Raw genomic sequence first — 19,407 nt, 5'->3', positions numbered from 1 at the left:
CGGGACGGGAAAAGGCGGTTCGCCGCCGGGCGAACCGTCGTCAGGGCGTGCACCGGTGTTCTTCCTTCTTGGTCGTGTAGGCGTAGCCGTCTGCTCGCTGGAGCAGGCGGAGGTGCTTGTGCGAGGTTTTCACAAGGCCGGTGGGGGTCTGCACGGTGTGACTGCCGGAGGAGCGGACTGCGACCCTGCCGGTGTGCGTTCCGGCATGCTTGCCTTTCGGCACGATCGCGCGCACGAGGTCCCCGGTCCGATAGCCGAAGCTCTGCTTGATGCGGGGTAGGCGCAGGCGGGGAAACCCGAAGGCGTCGGTACGGGTTCGACAATACGCGCCTCTGCCGGTGGCGGTGACAATCAGCACCCGGCCCGGCCAGGACACCACCCGATCGAGCTCGCCCACATGGAGAGCGTCAAGGGTGTGCGATTTGGGTGCGCCGGTGCGGTGCCGATTCCATTTGGTGCGGCCGCCGCTGCCGCAGCGCATCGGCAGGCCGGTGGCCGTCAACGCCGCGTAGAGGGCCCAGCGGGTGGCGTTGACGGCGGCGGCGTCGGCCAGCGGCGCCTTGGCGTGCGCGAGCACCCGGGCGAGAACCCCTGGGCGGTCCGACAGGAACTCGGTGATCGGCATGCTGTTCTTGTTCTGGTTGCAGGGTATGCACGCCAGGCACAGGTTGCTGATCCGGTCCGAGCCGCCCCGGGAGCGGGGCTGGATGTGGTCGATGTTCAATGGGACGCCGCTCGCTGGGCAGTAGGCACAGGCTCGCCCCCATTTCTCCAGCAGGTATTCCCGCACTTCGTAGCCGTGCAGGGTACCGTGCTGGTACTCGATGCCCTCCAGCGGCCTGCCCGTGGCCAGGGCGTGGGTGTCGAACCGTACGGTCTCTACCTGGATCAGCCGGACGGGGGCCAGGCGGCGCAGCCGCGCCACCCAGCTCATCGTGGTATCCACGCGATGCTGCAGACTTGGCGCGAGCCAGCCGTCCGGGCGGGTGCGGTTGTCGAACCTGGGGGCTCGGTAGCGCAGGTTGCGCGAGCGCCTGCCGCGCCGGGAGGTGGCCCGGGCGGTGAGCTTGTCGCGGATCTTGCCGCCGCGGTGGTCGAGCTGGATGGCGTACAACCCATGCCGGGTCCCTGCGTCGTTGCGGAACACGCTGATACCGGTGTGCTTGCTGCCGGGGTCCAGGGAGACCTCAACGCCCTGGGTCTCGGACTGTTCGGCGGTGCGGTCTTTCAATCGGATGGTGAAGGGGGTGTGGCGGGCCACCACTGCACGCCTCGCTGTGAGGAGTTCGCGGGCGCGGGCGGGGTGGCACGGGTCCAGTGGCGTGCCGTCCGATGCGAGGACGAACACGCGGGGTGCGGTCTCACGACTGGGTTCTCCGCTTGCGCGGGTGACGCCCTGACCGCCAGGTGAGGCGGCGTGGGTCTCCCCTCGACCATGTTCCACGCCGGATACCCGCAGATGGCGGGTGTCCGCGTCCCGTTTCGTTCCTGCTCCGGGGGGGTCTGCTGACGCGGATTCCAGGGTCCGCCGCTGAGGAAGCACGGCGGAGTGGGTCTGCTGTCCTACGTGAAACGTAGCCATCAAGGTCACCTCCTTGTGCGTGATGGCTGGGTCTGGTCACTCCGGCCCGCCCCGGTTCAGCAAGACGGGCCCCGGCGTCGAAACCGGGGAGCGAGTGACGACTCCCTTTCGAGGCGGTAACTGGGGTTGAACACTGAGTAATACGTAACAGACGTCAAAGTCTAGTGAGGATCAAGCAAAGTCGCGTCATCAGAGCATGCCCGTAACATGGTTCCGATCCAGCCGTAAGATGTTCGAGTGAGTCTCTACCGTGACGAAGGCGTAGTTCTACGCACGCAGAAGCTCGGTGAGGCCGACCGTATCGTCACCATCCTGGCCAGGCGCACCGGCAAGATCCGGGCCGTGGCCAAGGGCGTGCGCCGCACGACATCCCGCTTCGGGGCCAGGCTGGAGCCGTTCACCCACGTCGACCTGCAGTTGCACACCGGGCGTACGCTCGACGTCGTCACCCAGGCGGAGACCATCAGGCCCTACGGCGAGGTGCTGGCCGCCGACTATCCCCGCTACACCGCGGGCAGCGCGATGCTGGAGACCGCCGACCGGCTGACGCACGGGGAGAAGGAGCCGGCGCTGCGGCAGTTCCTGCTGCTGGTGGGTGGGCTGCGCACGCTCGCCGATCGCGGCCACGAGGCCCGGCTGGTGCTGGACGCGTACTTCCTGCGCTCGCTGGCCGTGGCCGGCTACGCCCCCGCGCTCGACGCCTGCGCCAAGTGCCAGGCGCCGGCGATCAGGGCGTTCGCCATCGTCGCCGGGGGAGTGGTGTGCGGGGCGTGCCGGCCGGCCGGCGCGGCCGTGCCCGCGGGAGAGACGATCGGGCTCATGACGGCGCTGCTGCGCGGCGACTGGGCCACCGCCGACGCCTCGGAGTCGCGCCACCGCAGCGAGTGCAGCGGGCTCGTGGCCGCATATCTGCAATGGCACCTCGAACACGGAATACGCTCTCTCCGACACGTCGAAAGGGAGCCCGTGTGAACGTACGACCTCCGTCCCCGCACCCGTCGGGCGCGACTCCGCCCCCGATCCCGCGCGACCTGGTGCCCCGGCACGTCGCCATCATCATGGACGGCAACGGCCGCTGGGCCAAGGCCCGGGGGCTGCCCCGCATCGAGGGGCACAAGGCAGGCGAGTCCTCGCTGTTCGACGTCATCGAGGGGGCGCTCGAGCTGGGCATCCCCTATCTGAGCGCGTTCGCGTTCTCGACCGAGAACTGGAAGCGCTCGCCCGACGAGGTCCGCTTCCTCATGGGGTTCAACCGTGACGTGATCCGGCGGCGGCGCGACGAGCTCAACGCCATGGGCGTGCGCGTGCGCTGGGCGGGCAGGCCCGGGCGGCTGTGGAAGAGCGTGATCTCGGAGCTGCAGGCCGCCGAGGAGATGACGGTCCGCAACCGCACGCTGACGTTGCAGTTCTGCGTCAACTACGGCGGGCAGGCCGAGATCGTCGACGCGGCGGTCAAGCTGGCCGAGGACATCGCGGCCGGGCGGGTCAAGCCGTCGAAGGTCAACGAGAAGGTGTTCGCGCGTTACCTGGACGAGCCCGACATCCCCGAGGTGGACCTTTTCGTGCGCTCCTCGGGTGAGCAGCGCTTCTCCAACTACCTGCTGTGGCAGTCGGCCTACGCCGAGATGGTCTTCCTCGACCGGCTCTGGCCCGACTTCGACCGCCGGGATCTGTGGGAGGCGTGCGAGGTCTTCGCCAAGCGCGACAGGCGCTACGGCGGAGCGATCCCCAACCAGGTCTGACCGGCCTTTTCGCGCCATCCTCGGTACCGCTTGGCCGCCTCGCTATACGTGGGTATAGCCTGCTGTTCGTCGGAATAGCCTGCTGTACTCACGAATAGGAGCTGGAGATGATCGTGGGCACCGGCCACCTCGTCCGCCTGGCGCTGCGCCGCGAACGGGCCATCGCGCCCTGGTGGATCCTCCTGATCGTGACCCTTGCCCTGGTGATGGTGTCCTACATCAACAGGTACATGGGCACGTACGAGCTGAAGGTCACCTACACCCGGCTCGCCACCAGCAACGCCTTCCTGCGGGCGCTCGGCGGTGGCGTGCCCGAGCCGCGGCTGGAGGTGCTCGCGACGTGGCGCAGCGGCGGCTTCCTCTATGTGGCGAGCGCGTTCGCGGCTCTGATGTCGATCGTCCGGCACACCCGCAGGGAGGAGGATACGGGCAGGAGCGAGCTGGTCCGGTCGGGCGTGGTGAGCCGCCACGCGCCTCTGACAGCCGCCCTGCTGGTCGCGGGAGGGATCAGCCTGGCCGGCGGCGCGCTGACCGCCATCGTGCTGATCGGGATCGGGTTCCCGGTCGTGGGGTCCCTCGCGTACATGTCCGCGATCGCGGTCGCGGGCTGGGTGTTCGCCGCCGTCGCCGCGGTGGCCGCCCAGCTCGCGCGCAGTGCCCGCACGGCCACCGCGATCAGCCTGTCCGTGCTCGGCGCCGCCTACGTGATGCGCTACGCCGGCGACGCGACCGGACAGTACTGGCTGAAGGCTCTGTCCCCGATCGGGTGGAGCCATCTGGTGCGGCCGTACCAGGACGAGCGGTGGTGGATGCTCGGCGTGCCGCTCCTGGTCGGCGCGATCCTGTACGCGGTCGCGTACCGGCTGCTCGACCGCCGCGACCTCGGCTCCGGCCTGCTGCCTGAGCGCCTGGGCCGGGAGTCGGCGCCGGAGCTGCGCGGCCCCGTCAGCCTGGCCTGGCGGCTGCACCGCGGCCTGCTGGCGAAATGGGCGGCCGGGGTCGCGTGCTTCGCCGCGGCCGGGGCCGGGCTCAGCCCGCTCACCAGGGACCTGCTCTCGCGGCCGAGCGTCGTGGTCGAGAACATCGTGCACGGCCTCGGCCTGTCCGATGAGGGCCGGACGCTGGGCGCCTACTCCTGGTACCTGATCCTCGTCATCTCGTACGCCGTCGCGCTCTACCCGGTGCTCATGACGCTGCGGCTGCGTTCGGAGGAGGTCTCGGGCCGCGCGGAGACCGTGCAGTCCACCCCGCTGACCCGGCTGCGCTGGGCGGCCGGTCACCTGGTCGTGGCGGGGCTCGGCACGGCGGCCCTGATGGCCGTCGCCGGGCTCGTGTTCGGCACGCTGTACTCGGTGCTCGTCGGCGACCTCGCCACCGACCTGCCCCGCTTCCTCGCGGGGGCGCTGAGCACCGTGCCGGCGGCCTGGTGCGTGGGGGCGGTCTGCATGCTCGCGTACGGGCTGCTGCCGCGGGCGAGCGTGGCGCTCTCCTGGGCCGTCTGGCTCCTGACCGCCGCGCTCGGCAAGGTCGCCGGCCCCCTGTACGGGCTCTGGAACGGGACCCCGATCGAGCCGTTCCACTACATCCCCAACGCGATGATCGGGACGCCCTTCGACCCGCGCCCCACCCTCGCACTCACGGCCGTCACGGCGCTGCTGCTCGGCGGCGCCCTGGTGGCTCTGCGCCGCCGCGACTTCGGCTGAATGATCTAGGATGTGCCACCCGGCGAGATCGGAGGGCGAATGGGCGGCCATTCCATCGAGGTGCGTTCCGACGTGGTGATCAAGCGGTATCGGTCGTGGCACCACGACGAGCCCGGACGCGAATGGCGAGCCCTGAAGCTGCTCGATGAGCACGATCCCGGCCTGGCTCCGGCGCCGGTGACCGCCGAGCTGACGGCCGACCCGCCGAGCGTGGTGATGTCCCGCCTGGACGGCGCCGCCGTGAGCGGGGAGATCACAGGGAAGCTCGTCGACGCCCTGGCCGAGGCCGTCACCGCTGTCCAGCAGGCGATCCCGCCGCGGGAGCTCGAGCGGATGCCGGCACGTGCCGGGCACCCGGTCGAGCTCCTACGGCTCGTCCGCGAGCAGGCGGCGGTGGTGGAGCCGGATCCTCCGAGGGCCGAGGCGCTCCGCGCGGCCCGTGCCTGGGTGGAGCGCCCGGCCCTGGAACAGGTGCTCGCCCAGCCGGGCACCCCGGTGTTCGGCACCGGCGATGGGAACATCGCCAACTATCTGTGGGACGGCACGAAGGTCCGGGTCATCGACTTCGAGTACTCCGGCCGGAGCGACCGCGCGTTCGAGCTGGCCGAGGTGAGCGAGCACATCGCGGTCTGGGAGAACGACCCGGCCGGGATGACCGCCGTGCTCGAACGGCTCGAGCTGACCGCCGCGGAGTCGGCCAGGCTCACGGAATGCCGCCGCCTCATGGCGCTGTTCTGGCTGCTGCGGGTCCGCGAGGCAGTCCGGTCCGAACAGGCGGACCGGACGCTGGCCCTGCTGCAAGCGGGATGAGCGACGCTCAGAGGGCGTCGGCGAGGCGGTCGACCTGCTCCGGGTCGCGGCCGTAGCAGTAGAGCATCACCTCGTCCGCGCCGAGGTCGGCGTACTGGGCGATGGCCTGGCGGATCTCGCCCGGCGTGGTGAGCATCCCGGAGACCATCCGGTCGGCCATGCCGGTGAACTCGTAATAGGCGCCCATGGCTGCACAGGCGTCCGTGACGACGTCCTCGGGGCCGAGCGCGACGTTGACCTGGGTGACGATGCGAGGCTCGCCGGAGCGCCCCGCTTCCTTCCAGAACCGGTGAACGGTGTCGATGAGCCCGCCGGCCCAGGACGGCGGGGCGGCGGCGAGGAATCCGTCCCCCCAGCGGGCGACCCGGGCGAGCGCGGCCGGCTGGAAGCCGCCGAAGAGCACCTCGGGGCCGCCGGGCCGGGCGGGGAGAGGCCCGATCGGGCCGGCCCCGTCGCCGTACGGCTCGCCGGACCACAACCGGCGCATGACGGCCATCTGCTCGTCGAGGCGGCGGCCGCGGGTGCGGAGGTCGGTGCCCGCGACCAGATGGTCGTCCTCGCGGCCGCCGATGCCGAGCCCCAGGACCAGCCGGCCGCCGGAGATCAGGTCCAGGGTCGCGGCCTGCTTGGCGAGCAGGGCGGGCTCGCGAAGGGGCGCGAGCAGGACCTCGGTCTGTACGCGTACGCGGGTGGTGGCTCCGGCGATGACCGCCAGGGCGACCAGCGGCTCGGGGTTGTCGTAGACCAGGCGGTCGAGGAGGGCGAGAGTGGTGAAGGGGCCGGCATCAGCGCGGCGGGCCCAGTCGAGCAGTGCCGCGGGGTCGCTGATGGGCAGGCCGAGACCGACGTTCATGAAGTACCTCCGTGAAGGGGCATGCGGAATCGATGCCGCCCCTCCAGGACCTCCACGACGGGGGAGGCAGGGCTCCCCGTTCTGCGGCGCACTTCTGGGGAGCTCCTGATCAAGTGAGGCTCACTCTAGGGGGACGCAGCCACGTCGGGCAACTCGCGGTGCTCAGGTGGTGGCGCCGATGTTCGGCGGTGCGTCCCGGGGGATCGGGGTGCCGTGGATGTCGCGATCGCCGCCATCGTGGATGGCGAGGCCGGCGCCACGGGCCGGGGAGTCGCCGTCGAGGCGGAACCCTGGCAGCGTTTCAGGGTCGGCGAATTTCGGGTCCGCGATCACGGGGTTGGCGTGGTGCGGCGGCACGGCGACGTTGAAATAGAGATTGTGGTCGTAGGTCCCCACCGCGTCGTTGATGGCCGAGCCTTCCGGGCGGCCGTAGAAGATGTTGTTGGTGAAGGCGATCGGCGTGTGGTCGCCGCGGCTGCCGACGATCGTCCCGGCGGACGGGCTGTAGATCACGTTGTGGTAGAACTTCACGTTCTTGATGGCGTTCGCGCAGCCGTTGGCGACGACGGGGATCTCGAAATCCCCCAGCACCAGGTCCTTGTCGTTCTGGCTGATGTTGAAGCGGATCGTCGCGCCGTCGGTGTGCGAGCCGGCGATCGCGCAGAACAGCATGAACGGGCCGTTGTTGTCGTGGCTGTAGTTGTACTGGTAGACGAGGTCGCGGTTGCCCGCGTCCACGCTGAGCGCGAACGACGGCGGGGTCGCCGAGCCGCCCGTGATCTCGTTGCACTGCACGACGGGCCGGACCGAGTTGGACGCCAGGATCGCGGCGCGGGCTTCCGTCGTGCGCAGGCCGAACCCGTCGACCCGGTTCAGTTCCGTCACCGGGTCGAGGCCGTTCTGCACGAGGATTCCGTCCCCGCCCAGGCCGCTGAGGTCATTACGGAAGATCCGCACGTTGGTGATGGGCACGAAATGGTTGGTGCCGGCCGAATAGAGCTCGTGGCGATTCCACTGCGACAGCGTGCCGATGCCGATGTTGTCCACGTCGGACACGGTGTTGTGCGAGATCTGGATCCCGTCGAATGCGGTGGCCACCTGGGAGCCGGCGGCCTTGAACACGATCCCGCCGCTGTTCTCGACCTCCGGTTTCAGGGAGTCGCAGCCGACCACGTCGTGGACCACGACGTCGTGGACCACGTAGTGCCTGCCGATGCCGTAATTCTCGAGCAGGACGTAGATGCCCGCGCGGGGAGTCGTGTCCCGGGGGCCGGGATTCGAGATGTCGAGTTCGCGGATCTCCCAGCCTTCCACGTTGTGCAGGAGCACGGCCGAGCGTGCGCCGCCGCCCGCGATGGCGGGGCGGGCGCCGGTGCCGTAGGCGCCGATGACGATGGGGCTGTCCGCGGTGCCCGAACCCTGCGGCTTCAGGACCCCCTGATAAGTGGTTCCGCGGCGGAAGAGAATCGAGTCGCCCGGCTCGAAGACGACCGAGTTGATCTGTTCCAGGGTCCGCCACGCGGCGTGCGACGTCAGGCCGGAGGCGGAATCATCGCCTGATGCGGAATCCACGTAATAACGTACGCCGGTTTCCGAAAGAGGTGGGCTCTGCACCATGAAGCTCACTCCAGAAAGGGGACAGCCCCCTGCGGGAGGGGGCTGTCAGGGAAACGGTCAGCTGACACAGGGCCCTTGGTAGGCGCCGATGTTCGGCCCGCTGGCAGGCACCTGGACACCGAAGATGTCATGGCCGCCGTTGTCGGTGATGGCGACCCCGGCGGCGACGGCCGGCGAACCGCAGCGCAGCCGGTATCCGAGGATGCTGCCGAGGCCGGTCCCGCTGCCGGGATTGACGAAATTCGGGTCCGCGATCACGGGGTTGGCGTGGTTCGACGGCACGACGACGTTGTAGTAGAGGTTGTGGTCGTAGACGCCCACCGCGTCGTGGATGGCCGAGCCTTCCGGCGCGCCGTAGAAGATGTTGTTGGTGAACTCGATCGGGGTGTGGTCGCCCCGGCTGCCGACGATGGCCTTGGCCGTGGGGCTGTAGATCACGTTGTTGTAGAACTTCACGTTCGGGATCCCGTTGTCGCAGCCGTTGGCGACGACGGGGATCTCGAAGGTGCCGAGGAGCAGGTCCTTGTCGTTCTGGCTGATGTTGTAGCGGATCGTCGCACCGTCGGAGTACGAGCCGGTGAACGCGCAGAACAGCATGAACGGTCCGTCGTTGTCGTGGCTGAAGTTGTACTGGTAGACGATGTCGCGGTTGCCCGCGTCGACGCTCAGCGAGAACGACGGCGGAGTGGCGGAGCCACCCGTGATCTCGTTGTACTGAATGACCGGCCGGTCGGAGTTGAAGGCCACGATCGCGGCGTGCGAGGCGCTCGCCCGCAGGCCGAACCCGTCGACGATGTTCCACTCCGTCAGCGGGTCGACGCCGTTCTGCACCAGGATGCCGTCGCCGCCCTGATCGGTGAGCTTGTTCAGATAGATGTGCACGTTCTTGTTCGGCACGAAGGTGTTCGTGCCCGCGGGGTACAGGTCACGCTTGGACCACTGGGAGACGATGCCGATCCCGACGTTGTCCACGCCCGAGATGACGTTGCGCGTGATCTCGACCCCGTCGAATCCGGTGGCCACCTGGGAGCCGGCGGCCTTGAACACGATGCCGCCGCTGTTCTCGAGCTCGGGCTGGAGGCAGTCGCAGCCGGGCACGTCGTGGATCTTCACATCGCTGATCTTGTAGTGCTTGCCGATGCCGAAGTCGTCGAGCAGGACGTAGATGCCCGCCCGCGCGTTGTTGTCCCGGGTGGCCGGGTTGGTGATCTCGAGGTCGCGGATCTCCCAGCCCTGCACGTTGTGCAGGAACACGGCGGCACGTGCCCCGCCGCCGTCGATGACGGGACGGGCGCCGGTGCCGTACGAGCCGATGACGATCGGGCTGTCGGCCGTGCCGGACCCCTGCGGCTGCAGCACGCCCTGGCAGGTGGTCCCGCGGCGGAACAGGATCGAGTCGCCCGGCTTGAAGACGACCGAGTTGACCTTGGCCAGGGTCCGCCAGGCCGCGCTCGAGGAGAGGCCGGAGGCGGAATCGTTCCCGGAGCTGCAATTGACGTAATACTTGGTGCCGGTCGTCCGCGTCGCCGCTTGCGCCGGGGCGCCGGCCAATACGAATGTGCTCATGACGGCGACGAGTAACAGAATGATGTGGGCAGCGGGGCCACGGCTCCTCCGCACGATTTCCGACGTGTTATCCATGTGCTTGCTCCAAGAAGGTATTGCTTGGGTCCAGGAAAGGACGTGGAGCGAGTCTGAGCCGACCGGCTCGACGGCTGCTCGACAAGGGCTATACGGCCCATTCCTGGTGCCGCCAGGCGGCCTCCGCGAAAGCCCATTCAAATCGCGCGCCGATGAGAAAGTGCTCGACGAGCCTTTTCCTGTCGGTCTTCGAGCTCTGAGCGCCTACCTCGTCGACCATGGCGAGGTAGGCGTTCACGTAGCCCTCGTAGTCGCCGCCCGGCGGATACTGCGCGACCCAGGACGCGTAGCGCGACCCGGGTTCGCAGCGTTCCCGCAGATCGTCGGAGACGAAGAGGTGGAACCAGCTCATCGGCAGCAGGCCGGCTATGCCGGCGGCGAACGAGATCGTGGGCGCGGCGAGCATGAAGGACGTGTAGGCGTGGATCATCGGACGGGCCTCGGTGCTGTCAGAGCCGGCCACCGGCAGCCCGGCGGCCAGCTCTGACAGTCCCGCGGCCAGCTTGGGCAGCGAGCCGAACGTGGCACTCGCCGCGGAGCAGAGCAGGGTGCCGTGCTCGTCCCGCTCGGCGAGTGCCGCGCACATGGCCAGGGCCCGCGCGTAGGTGGGAACGACGTAGCGGGCGTCCTGCTCGGCGAAGTACCACAGCGATGACGGCGGCAGCGTGCCCGCACGCAGGCCCGTCCAGAAGGGATGCTCCTTGACCTTGGCCACCAGCGGTCGCGCGATCGCCGACAGTTCCGCCCGCGTGGACATCAGCGCGCCGCCGCCGTCACGCTGAGGCCGCCGGCGACCCGGCCGAGGACCTCGGCCAGCACCTGCTCGGCGTCGGCCGCGCCGCCGCCCCGCCAGGCCACGAACGCGTCGGGCCGGACCAGGATGGCGCCGTCACGGGCGATGCCCAGGGTGGCGGCCCAGTCGTCGTCCAGCGGGACGTAGTCGCCCTCCGCGCCCAGCCGCACCACGCGCAGCGGCACGTCGGTGTGCTCGGCGAGCTTGGCCGCCGCCTCCTGCCAGGCGCCGCCGTCCTCGCCGCTGGTGAGGAGCACGTACGAGTCCCAGAACAGGTCGATGGTGGACAGCCGCTCTCCGTCGCGCTCCAGCCAGAGGTGCGGCGCCCGGGTGCCCGGCTCGCCGACCAGCTCGAGCGGCGCGGTCAGCGTCGGCCTCGGCGTCTCGGTCACCACCGCCTGGGAGCGGTAGCGGTAGCCGAGCGTGATGATGATGTCGTCGACCATCTCGTTGCGTACGTCGTCCGTGGCGTACCCGTGCCTGATGCGGTTGCGCACCATGGCCTGCTGCGCCATGGCGCTGCCCACCGCGTGGCGCTCGTCGTGATACGTGTCGAGCAGCTCCGGGCCCGCCCAGCCGTGCAGCGTGGCCGCCAGCTTCCAGGCCAGGTTGTGCGCGTCGTGGATGCCCGTGTTGGCGCCGAACCCGCCGGCGGGCGGGTGCACGTGGGCGGCGTCACCGGCCAGGAACACCCGTCCGACGCGGAAGCGCTCCGCCACCAGCTGCGCGCCCTCCCACGGCACCTTCGCCATGATCTCGACGTGCATGTCCTGCTTGCCCGACGCGTTGCGCACGATCTCTATGCAGCGCTCGTCGGTGAAGTCGGCCGGGGACTCGCCCTTGTCCGGGTGGTAGATGGGGGCGGCCAGCCAGGGGTCGCGCCCGTGCAGCCGCGACAGACCGGTCATCGTCCCGCCGGCGGTGGCGTAGCAGAGGATGAACGGCCGGTCGGCCAGGATCTCCTCCAGCTCGGGCGCGCGGAAGTAGATGCTGAGCGCGTTGAACACGGTGCCGCGGCCGGAGCGGGAGACGCCGAGGATGTTGCGGACCGAGCTGCTCGCGCCGTCCGCGCCCACGAGGTACTGCGCCCGGACCGTCGTGACCACCCCGGTCGTCACGTCCTCCACCTGGGCGGTCACACCGTCGTCGTCCTGCTCGATCTCGCGGAGCCGGGTCGCGAAGCGCACCTCGCCGCCGTACTCGCGGGCCTTCTCCGCCAGCACCACCTCGTAGCGGTCCTGGCCGCAGCCCATGACCCGCTCGGGGCTGATCTCCGCGCCGTCCAGCGACGGAGCCTCCAGCACCACGGCGTCGGCGATCTCGGAGAAGGTGTTCACCCGCAGGATCCCGCCCTCGAAGAACGGGTGCGAGTCACCGATCTCCAGCGCCCGGACCTCCTTGCCCAGCCCCGCCGCCCGGAAGATCTCCATGGTGCGGGCCTGCAGGCCGGGGGCGCGGGGCAGCATGGAGGTCTCGCCGCGCTTCTCGACGACCAGCGTCCTGATGCCGTGACGGCCCAGGAAGACCGCCGTGGACAGGCCGACCGGGCCGGCGCCCACGATCAGCACCGGCACGTTCTCGTCGTACATCAGATTCCTCCATCGACGTTGATCGTCTCGCCGTTCACGAACCGCGACAGGTCACTGGACAGGAAGCCGACGACCCCGGCGATGTCCGAGACGTCCCCGAGCCTGCCGAGGGGGATCATCTTCTGGTAGCGCTCGAGGACGGCGGGCGGCGTCGGCTCCTCCGTCTGGATCGGCCCGGGCGCCACCACGTTCACGCGGATCCCGCGCGGGCCCAGCTCCTTGGCGAGGGAACGGGTGAGCCCCACCAGGCCGGCCTTGGTGGCCGTGTAGTGGGCGCGCAGCGGGATGCCCACCGTGGCCACCCTCGAGCCCACGAAGATGACGGAGCCACCCTCGCTGAGCAGCGGCAGCGCGCGCTGCGTGACCAGGTACGGCCCGCCCAGGTTGTTGGCCACGACGCGCTGCCACTCCTCGAGGGGGAGCTCGGCGAACGGTATGTGACTGATGACGCCCGCGTTGTGCACGACCACGTCAAGGGATCCGTACGAGGTGCGGCAGTGCTCGACGAGGTCGTCGACGTCCGCCGGGTTGCTCACGTCCGCCCTGACCAGGTGGTGGTCGCCACCGGTCTCCTTGAGTTCGCGGGCCAGGCTCGTGACGGCCTCGCCCTCCGTGCGGTAGCACGTCACCACGTCGGCCCCCGCGCGGGCGAGGCCGAGCACGACGCCCCGCCCTATGCCCCGCGAACCGCCGGTCACGAGGATCTTCTTTGCGGTCAGGTTGAGCTCCATCGTTCCATGGCTCCTGTGACATCTAGAGGAGAATCGCCGCCGCCACCAGGTTGGCGATCAGCGCGGCCAGCGAGAGCACCACTCGCGTGGTGTTCCAGGTCTTCCAGCGGACCCGCGGATCGCGTTCCGGCCAGTCGTTCGGCTGACTGGCCGGGTCCAGCGCGGTCACGTACTTGTTGATCGGGACGTTCTTCAGCAGGGAAATCGCCATGAGCACGGCCAGCAGTGCGGCGGCCAGCCAGAACAGGGCCGTCGCCTCCGCCCGTCCGCCCGAGACCGTCACCGCGAGGACGACGTCCAGCCCGAACGCCAGCGCGTTCATGATGGGCAGGAACGGGTCGTAACGCGGCCACAAGAACTTGATCAGGTCCACATACCCCGCGTACGGCAGGCGGAGGGCGAAGGCCGCCAGCCCGATCGCGTTGCCGAGCATGACGCCGGTCGCGACCCCGTTCGCGAACAGCGCCAGCGCGAGGAGCGCCCCGGTCATCCCGCGCCCTGCAAGGCCGCCGCCGCGGCCTCCTCGACCAGCCCCTTGATCCGGTTCATCTGGATCGCGGTGTTGTGGTTCAGGTACGCGGTCATCCCGTCGTCATCGGCCGGGGCCTGCGGCTTCATGTGGAAGTCCTGCACCCAGCGCATCCGCACACCCTCCGGGACCTCGCGGTACTCCCAGAAGATGTTCATGTACTCGAATGGGCCGGTTTCGACCCGGTGGGCGCGCACCTCGCGCTTCACGGGGTCGGGGGTGCGCTGGGAGACCCAGCTCCACACCGTTCCGTCCTCGTCGGGGTGCATGGTGAGGCGGAAGGTGATCGTGTCGCCGTCGCGCTCCAGGATCTCGGCGGCGGCGTACTCGCTGAACAGCTGGGGCCACGAGGCGACGTCGTTGGTCATCTCCCAGACCAGGTCCATGGGGGCCTCGATGACGATGGCGTTGTCGGTGTGTCCGGCCATGGCGGGTTTCCTCCGTTCAGTTCGCCAGACGAACGTTGACGTAGTCGGCCAGGGCGCGGGGCGTGGGCAGCTGCTCCACCACGTCGTCGGGGATCACCACGCCGAGGTGGTTCTGGAGCTTGGCCGTCACCTCCAGCACCGCGAGCGAGTCGTAGCCGAGATCGACGAACGGGACCTCGGAGATGTCGTCGCCGAGGTTCACGTTCTCGGCGGCGCCGGCGCACTCGATCATGGTGGCCTTGAGGTCCTCGAGCGTGAAGGGAGTGGGAGTGGTCTGGGTCATCTGGTGCTCCGTTCGTTCGTGACGATGACTGCCGCGTTGAATCCGCCGTGGCCGCGGGCGACGACCATGGCGGTGCCGAGGGCCGCCTCGCGCGGCGCCCCGAGGACCAGGTCGATGTCGCACCCGGGGACCAGCTCGCTCACCCCGGTCGTGGGCGGGATGACGCCGTCGCGAATGGCCAGCAGGGCGCTCGCGAGGTCGAGGGCCGCGCCGCCCGCGTAGAGCCGCCCGGTCATGGTCTTCGGCGCCGTGACCGGCGGGCGGCCCGGGCCGAACACCGCGCGGATCGCCGCGGCCTCCTGCAGGTCGAGCTCCGGCACGCCGGCCGCGTCCGCGAAGACCACGTCGACGTCGCCGGCGCTCAGCCCGGCGTCGGAGATCGCCAGCTCCATGGCCCTGCGCAGGCCCGGCTCCCGGCCGGAGCCCGGGCGCGGGTCGAAGGTCGAGGCGTAACCGGCGATCTCCCCGTAGACGCGCGCGCCCCGGGCCCGGGCGTCCTCGGCGTTCTCGACGATCAGCATCGCGCCGCCCTCGCCCGGCACGTAGCCGCTCGCGCCGACGCCGAAGGGCTGGTACGCGCTGACGGGATCGGCCGACTCGCTGAGCCGCCCGTTGCTGTACTGCGCGGTCAGGCCGTAGGGGCAGAGCGAGGCGTCGGTCCCGCCGGTGACCACCAGCCGGGTGCCGCTCCTGATCAGCTGGCGCGCCTGGCCGGCCGCGTCCAGCCCGCCCGCCTGTTCGGCGCAGATGACCCCGCAGGGCCCCCGCATCCCGTGGCGGATGGAGATCTGGCCGGTCGTGGCCGCGTAGAACCAGGCGATCGACTGGTAGGCGCCGACCCAGGACGGGCCCTTGGACCACAGCCGCTCGATCTCCCGCTGGCCGAACTCGGTCCCGCCGGACGAGCTGGCGGTCACCACGGCCATGTCGTACTCCGGCATGGCCGCGGGGTCGGCGCCGGCGTCCTCCAGGGCCCAGGCCGCGGCGGCCAGTCCGAGGTGGGTGCCGTGGTCGGTCTGCGGGATGAGACGGCTCGGGACGTGCTCGCCGGCGGTGAAGCCGCTCACCTGCCCGGCCAGCCGCACCGGGTAGCCGGAGGCGTCGAAGCGGCTGATCTCCCTGATGCCGCTCTGGCCCGCCAGCGTGGCGGCCCAGTAGTCCTCGATGCCGAGCCCGTTCGGCGCCGCGATCCCGAGCCCGGTGACGACGGCCTGCCTGCTGGTTTCCGTACTCATGCCGACCTCACGATGGCCATGGCGGTCTGGAAACCGCCGAACCCGCTGCCGACGCTGAGCACTCCGTCGATCGCGTGCTCCCGCGCCGTGAGCGGCACGTAATCGAGATCGCACTCGGGGTCCCGCGTGTGCAGGTTCGCCGTCGGCGGCACCACCTGGTGCTCGATGGCCAGCGCGCAGGCGGCCACCTCGATGGATCCGATGGCGCCGAGCGAGTGGCCGACCATGGACTTGATGGAGCTGACCGGCACCTCGTACGCACGGTGGCCGAGCGCGCGCTTGAAGGCCGCGGTCTCGTGCCTGTCGTTCTGCTTGGTCCCCGAGCCGTGCGCGTTGATGTAGTCGATGTCCGAGGCGTCCAGCCGCGCCATGGCCAGGGCGTTGGTGATCGCCTCGGCCATCTCACGGCCGTCCGGCTTGAGCCCCGTCATGTGGTACGCGTTGCTCCGGCTCGCGAATCCCGCTATCTCGGCATAAATATGGGCGCCGCGTGCCAGGGCCGCCTCCCGCTCCTCCAGGACGAAGACCGCGGACCCCTCCCCGAGGACGAACCCGTCCCGGTGCGCGTCGAAGGGACGCGACGCGTGGGCCGGGTCGTCGTTGTTGGGCGAGGTCGCCTTGATCGCGTCGAAGCAGGCCGCGGTGATGGGCGAGATGGGCGCGTCGGTCGCCCCGGCGATCACCACGTCCGCCCGGCCGGTCCAGATCTGCTGGGCGCCGTTGCCCACCGCGTCCAGCCCCGCCGTGCAGCCCGTGGAGATCAGGGAGACCGGCCCCTCGGCGCCCGCCGCCCAGGCCACCTCGCACGCGATGGTGCTCGGCGCCATGTATCCGTACAGGTGCCGCACCACGTAGTCGGGGTCCACCAGCCAGCGCCGGCCGCCGTCGCTCAGGACGACGTACTCCTCCTCGAGGCCCATCGTGCACCCCACGGCGCTGCCGATGCTGACCCCGATGCGCTCCGGCGGCACCACCCCCTCGATGCCGCTGTCGGCCAGGGCCTCCCTGGCGCAGACGACGCCGAACTGCGCCGCCCGGTCCATCCGGCGGATCTCCGCCGGGCTCAGCCCCTCCGCGGCCGGGTCGAAGTCGCATTCGGCCGCGATGCGGGAGCGGAAGCCTGACGGGTCGAACAACGAGATGGTGCGGGTGGCGGTGCGGCCCTCGGACAGCAGATCCCAGAACGCCTTCGTCCCGATGCCGCCCGGGGCCACCACCCCGATCCCGGTGATCACGACGCGCCTGTCAGTGCGCATCAGTTCGGCCCTCCAACATCCGGTACGGCCTGCGCCGCCCCGGAGGCCGGCAGGGGCTCGGTGTCGACGTGCCCGAGTTCCGGCCGCGGTGCCAGGGGGCTCAGGTGGAAGATCGCGTACACCTCTTCCTCGCCGTCGTTCCAGACCCGGTGCGGCACACTCTTGGGGACCATCAGCCCTTCGCCGCCCTCGAGCTCCAGCACCTGCGTGCCGATCCTGGCGGTGAGCCGGCCGCGCACCACGAAGAGGAACTCCTCGGAGTACGGGTGGTAGTGCTCGGCCACGAACTCGCCGGGCGCGAGCGTCAGCGTGCCCATGAACCCGGAGGTCGAGGCGACGGTCTTCGGGCTGAGGACCACGCGGATGTCACCTCCGCGGCGCCGGTTGGCAGCCACGTCGTCCGCGCGCACCTTGGCCACCACGGCGAGCTTCTCCGCTGCTTCACTCACCGTTCGACTCCCAGACGTAGAAGGGGTTGGCCATGGCGTCCTTCGGCTCGCGCCAGTTCGGGTCGTACGGCCGGATGTGCTGAGCCAGCCGCTTGTTGATGTCGTCATAGAGCGGGTGGCTGCGTGCCTTGTAGAGATCCGGCGTGATGTCGTCGTCCGCCTCCACCAGGTGGAAGTAGAGGTTGTGGAAGCGGAAAAGCGTGCGTCGCGACACTCCGATCATCCGGGGCAGGTCGGTGGCGTCAGAGTCCCTGAAGATCTGTGCCACGTTGTCCGCCTCGGCCGGGTCCATGCGGGCGACGATCAATGTCCGATGCACCGGGAGCTCCTCTCGTTTTGATGCCCCATGGTTGACCCGATGGTTCTGGTCTCGGTCGAATCCCGCTCGAAGCGGGCGGCGCGAGTCCACGTCGAGCCGAGAACCGCACAGTGGCGGCGGCATTTCAGAACCGTCGAAAGGTGACTGCTGTGAGCGGCGAGAACGAGCTGGCCTTCATCGGTCTGGGCGGCATGGGCGCCGGCATGGCGCTGTGCCTGCGCGAGGCCGGATTCCCGCTGGTGGTCCACAACCGCACCGCGGCCAAGGCCGCGCCGCTGGCGGAGGCGGGGGCACGCGTCGCCTCCTCCGCCGGCGAGGCGGGCCGCGACGCCTCGATCATCCTGCTCAGCCTCAGCGATGAGGCGGCGGTCGAGCAGATCCTCTTCGGTGAGCTGTCCGGGCGGCTCCGTCCTGGGGCACTCGTGGTGGACACCTCGACCGTTTCGCCCGCCTACTCCGCGGCCGCGTCCGAGCGCCTGGCCAGGATCGGCGCCCGCCGCATCGAGGCGTGTGTGATCGGGAACCCGCCGATGGCCAGGGCGGGCCAGCTGCGGATCTTCACGGCCGGGCGGCGCGAGGACGTGGACGGCGCCCGCGAGGTGCTGGAGGCGCTCGCCCAGGAGATGGTGCACGTCGGCCCGGCCGGCTCGGCCTGCGGGCTGAAGCTCTCCTTCAACCTGCTCCTCGGCAACCAGATCGCCGCGCTGGCCGAGGCGGCGCAGCTGGCCGTCAGCGCCGGTGTCGACCGCGACCTGTTCTTCACGACCATCGCCAAGAGCGGGTTCAGCTCGCCGGCGCTCGCGTTCCGCGCGGAGCTGATGCGGACCCGCCGCTACGAGCCGCCGGCCTTCCGCAGCACGCTGATGGAGAAGGACCTTCGCCTGGCGGTGGCCGGTGCCGCCGCGCACGACCTGGAGCTGCCCGTCACGGCGGGGGTGGCCGAGCGGTTCGGCGCGGCGATCCGCGCCGGCGACGGCGACAAGGACGCCGCCGCCATCGCCGAGCTGCGTACTCCGGTCCGTGGCGACGGCGGCGGCGGCAAGGACGCCGCCGCCGTCACCGAGCTGCCCACCCCCGCCCGCTGAGCCGGGCTCAGATCGCGATTCCGCCGTGGACCTCGAAGACACTGCCCGTGATGTACGAGGCCCGGTCGGAGGCCAGGAAGGCGACGAGATCGGCCACCTCTTCGGGGTGGCCGAACCGGCGCAGCGCGATCGCGTCCAGCAGGCGCTTGGCGGCCCGCTCGCTGAGCTGGTCGGTCATGTCCGTCGAGATGAGGCCCGGCGCGACCACGTTGGCCCGCACGCCGTGCCCGCCGATCTCCTTGGCCAGTGCCCGGGTGAACCCGATGATGGCCGCCTTCGACGCCGAGTACGTGGTCTGCGTCGCGTGGCCGTACACACCGGCCACGGACGACATGGTGATCACGCAGCCCGACCGGCGCTTCATCATGCCGAAGACGGCGGCGCGGCACAGGTGGTAGACGCCGTCGACGTTGGTCCGCAGCACCGCGTCCCAGTCGGCCTCCTCCACGAGCATGAGTGGCGCGTCCTTCGTGATGCCGGCGGACGTCACGACCGTGTCGATCGCGCCGAGCTCGTCCTCCACGCGGCCGACCCAGTCCCGCATCGCCTGGCCGCTGGCCACGTCCGCGCGGACCGGGAGCACCTGGCCGCCGAACTCCCTGGCCTCCTTGGCCACCGCCGCCGCGCTCTCCTCGGCGCTGTGGTAGCAGAAGCTGACATCGAATCCGTCCCGTGCCAGTCGCAGCACGATCGCCCGGCCGATGCCGCGCGAGCCGCCGCTGACGAGCGCGACCTGCCTGTCTGTGTGGCTCATTACCTCAG

At 70.2% G+C, this 19,407-nt stretch carries 20 protein-coding genes; 5 read left to right on the top strand and 15 right to left on the bottom strand.

The window, feature by feature from the left end; all coding sequences use genetic code 11:
* Positions 1 to 40: 40 nt before the first annotated feature.
* Positions 41 to 1,348 carry an RNA-guided endonuclease IscB gene (gene iscB / locus ABD830_RS10000; RefSeq protein WP_344986252.1) on the bottom strand — a complete coding sequence of 436 codons (1,308 nt, stop codon included), beginning with the start codon at positions 1,346 to 1,348 and terminating at the stop codon, positions 41 to 43.
* Between the two features lie 471 nt (positions 1,349 to 1,819).
* Between iscB and recO the strand changes: the two genes are divergently transcribed.
* The 4 genes from recO to ABD830_RS09980 all read left to right on the top strand — a co-directional run bounded on the left by recO (position 1,820) and on the right by ABD830_RS09980 (position 5,837).
* The gene (gene recO, locus ABD830_RS09995) at positions 1,820 to 2,554 is read left to right on the top strand and encodes a DNA repair protein RecO (RefSeq protein WP_344986251.1); all 735 of its coding nucleotides are present in this window, start codon (positions 1,820 to 1,822) and stop codon (positions 2,552 to 2,554) included.
* Positions 2,497 to 3,324 (top strand): isoprenyl transferase, encoded by an 828-nt coding sequence (locus ABD830_RS09990; protein ID WP_344986250.1) that lies wholly within the window; start codon positions 2,497 to 2,499, stop codon positions 3,322 to 3,324. The genes recO and ABD830_RS09990 overlap by 58 nt, the downstream gene beginning before the upstream one ends.
* A gap of 107 nt (positions 3,325 to 3,431) precedes the next feature.
* Positions 3,432 to 5,027, top strand: a complete 1,596-nt coding sequence (locus ABD830_RS09985; protein WP_344986249.1) for an ABC transporter permease — start codon at positions 3,432 to 3,434, stop codon at positions 5,025 to 5,027.
* A 39-nt stretch (positions 5,028 to 5,066) separates the two neighbouring features.
* The gene (locus tag ABD830_RS09980; RefSeq protein ID WP_344986247.1) at positions 5,067 to 5,837 is read left to right on the top strand and encodes a phosphotransferase; all 771 of its coding nucleotides are present in this window, start codon (positions 5,067 to 5,069) and stop codon (positions 5,835 to 5,837) included.
* Between the two features lie 7 nt (positions 5,838 to 5,844).
* Here ABD830_RS09980 and ABD830_RS09975 read toward each other — a convergent pair whose 3' ends face one another.
* From ABD830_RS09975 to ABD830_RS09915, 13 genes are all read right to left on the bottom strand, one after another.
* Positions 5,845 to 6,690: an LLM class flavin-dependent oxidoreductase gene (locus ABD830_RS09975; RefSeq protein WP_344986246.1), complete on the bottom strand. Its 846-nt coding sequence runs from the start codon at positions 6,688 to 6,690 to the stop codon at positions 5,845 to 5,847.
* A 162-nt stretch (positions 6,691 to 6,852) separates the two neighbouring features.
* On the bottom strand, positions 6,853 to 8,262 hold the full coding sequence (locus ABD830_RS09970) for a hypothetical protein (RefSeq protein WP_344986245.1): 1,410 nt from the start codon (positions 8,260 to 8,262) through the stop codon (positions 6,853 to 6,855).
* Positions 8,263 to 8,364: 102 nt separating this feature from the next.
* Positions 8,365 to 9,873 carry a hypothetical protein gene (locus ABD830_RS09965; protein WP_344986244.1) on the bottom strand — a complete coding sequence of 503 codons (1,509 nt, stop codon included), beginning with the start codon at positions 9,871 to 9,873 and terminating at the stop codon, positions 8,365 to 8,367.
* A 163-nt stretch (positions 9,874 to 10,036) separates the two neighbouring features.
* Positions 10,037 to 10,705: a TenA family protein gene (locus ABD830_RS09960; RefSeq protein ID WP_344986243.1), complete on the bottom strand. Its 669-nt coding sequence runs from the start codon at positions 10,703 to 10,705 to the stop codon at positions 10,037 to 10,039.
* On the bottom strand, positions 10,705 to 12,330 hold the full coding sequence (locus ABD830_RS09955; RefSeq protein ID WP_344986242.1) for an FAD-dependent monooxygenase: 1,626 nt from the start codon (positions 12,328 to 12,330) through the stop codon (positions 10,705 to 10,707). Before ABD830_RS09955 ends, ABD830_RS09960 begins: the two co-directional genes overlap by 1 nt.
* On the bottom strand, positions 12,330 to 13,061 hold the full coding sequence (locus ABD830_RS09950; protein ID WP_344986241.1) for an SDR family NAD(P)-dependent oxidoreductase: 732 nt from the start codon (positions 13,059 to 13,061) through the stop codon (positions 12,330 to 12,332). Before ABD830_RS09950 ends, ABD830_RS09955 begins: the two co-directional genes overlap by 1 nt.
* Before the next feature lie 22 nt (positions 13,062 to 13,083).
* Complete coding sequence (locus ABD830_RS09945) at positions 13,084 to 13,551, bottom strand: anthrone oxygenase family protein (protein WP_344986240.1); 468 nt, start codon at positions 13,549 to 13,551, stop codon at positions 13,084 to 13,086.
* Entirely contained in the window at positions 13,548 to 14,018 is a 471-nt protein-coding gene (locus tag ABD830_RS09940) for an SRPBCC family protein (protein ID WP_344986239.1), read from the bottom strand. The genes ABD830_RS09945 and ABD830_RS09940 overlap by 4 nt, the downstream gene beginning before the upstream one ends.
* A gap of 16 nt (positions 14,019 to 14,034) precedes the next feature.
* A complete protein-coding gene (locus ABD830_RS09935; protein WP_344986238.1) occupies positions 14,035 to 14,301 on the bottom strand; it encodes an acyl carrier protein in 267 nt (88 codons plus the stop codon).
* Complete coding sequence (locus ABD830_RS09930; protein ID WP_344986237.1) at positions 14,298 to 15,536, bottom strand: ketosynthase chain-length factor; 1,239 nt, start codon at positions 15,534 to 15,536, stop codon at positions 14,298 to 14,300. Before ABD830_RS09930 ends, ABD830_RS09935 begins: the two co-directional genes overlap by 4 nt.
* Positions 15,533 to 16,792, bottom strand: a complete 1,260-nt coding sequence (locus ABD830_RS09925; RefSeq protein WP_344986236.1) for a beta-ketoacyl-[acyl-carrier-protein] synthase family protein — start codon at positions 16,790 to 16,792, stop codon at positions 15,533 to 15,535. Before ABD830_RS09925 ends, ABD830_RS09930 begins: the two co-directional genes overlap by 4 nt.
* Entirely contained in the window at positions 16,792 to 17,241 is a 450-nt protein-coding gene (locus ABD830_RS09920; protein ID WP_344986235.1) for a cupin domain-containing protein, read from the bottom strand. The genes ABD830_RS09925 and ABD830_RS09920 overlap by 1 nt, the downstream gene beginning before the upstream one ends.
* The gene (locus ABD830_RS09915) at positions 17,234 to 17,560 is read right to left on the bottom strand and encodes a TcmI family type II polyketide cyclase (RefSeq protein WP_344986234.1); all 327 of its coding nucleotides are present in this window, start codon (positions 17,558 to 17,560) and stop codon (positions 17,234 to 17,236) included. Before ABD830_RS09915 ends, ABD830_RS09920 begins: the two co-directional genes overlap by 8 nt.
* Before the next feature lie 149 nt (positions 17,561 to 17,709).
* On the opposite strand from ABD830_RS09915, the gene ABD830_RS09910 reads away from it, so the two are divergent.
* Complete coding sequence (locus tag ABD830_RS09910; protein WP_344986233.1) at positions 17,710 to 18,645, top strand: NAD(P)-dependent oxidoreductase; 936 nt, start codon at positions 17,710 to 17,712, stop codon at positions 18,643 to 18,645.
* Between the two features lie 7 nt (positions 18,646 to 18,652).
* On the opposite strand, the gene fabG is transcribed toward ABD830_RS09910, so the two are convergent.
* Complete coding sequence (gene fabG / locus ABD830_RS09905) at positions 18,653 to 19,399, bottom strand: 3-oxoacyl-ACP reductase FabG (protein WP_344986232.1); 747 nt, start codon at positions 19,397 to 19,399, stop codon at positions 18,653 to 18,655.
* Positions 19,400 to 19,407: the final 8 nt, after the last annotated feature.

The sequence above is a fragment of the Nonomuraea helvata genome (genome assembly GCF_039535785.1).
GTDB lineage: Bacteria > Actinomycetota > Actinomycetes > Streptosporangiales > Streptosporangiaceae > Nonomuraea > Nonomuraea helvata.
Note: the sequence above shows the minus strand (reverse complement) of the source record. Positions and strands in the feature narration are given on the sequence as shown.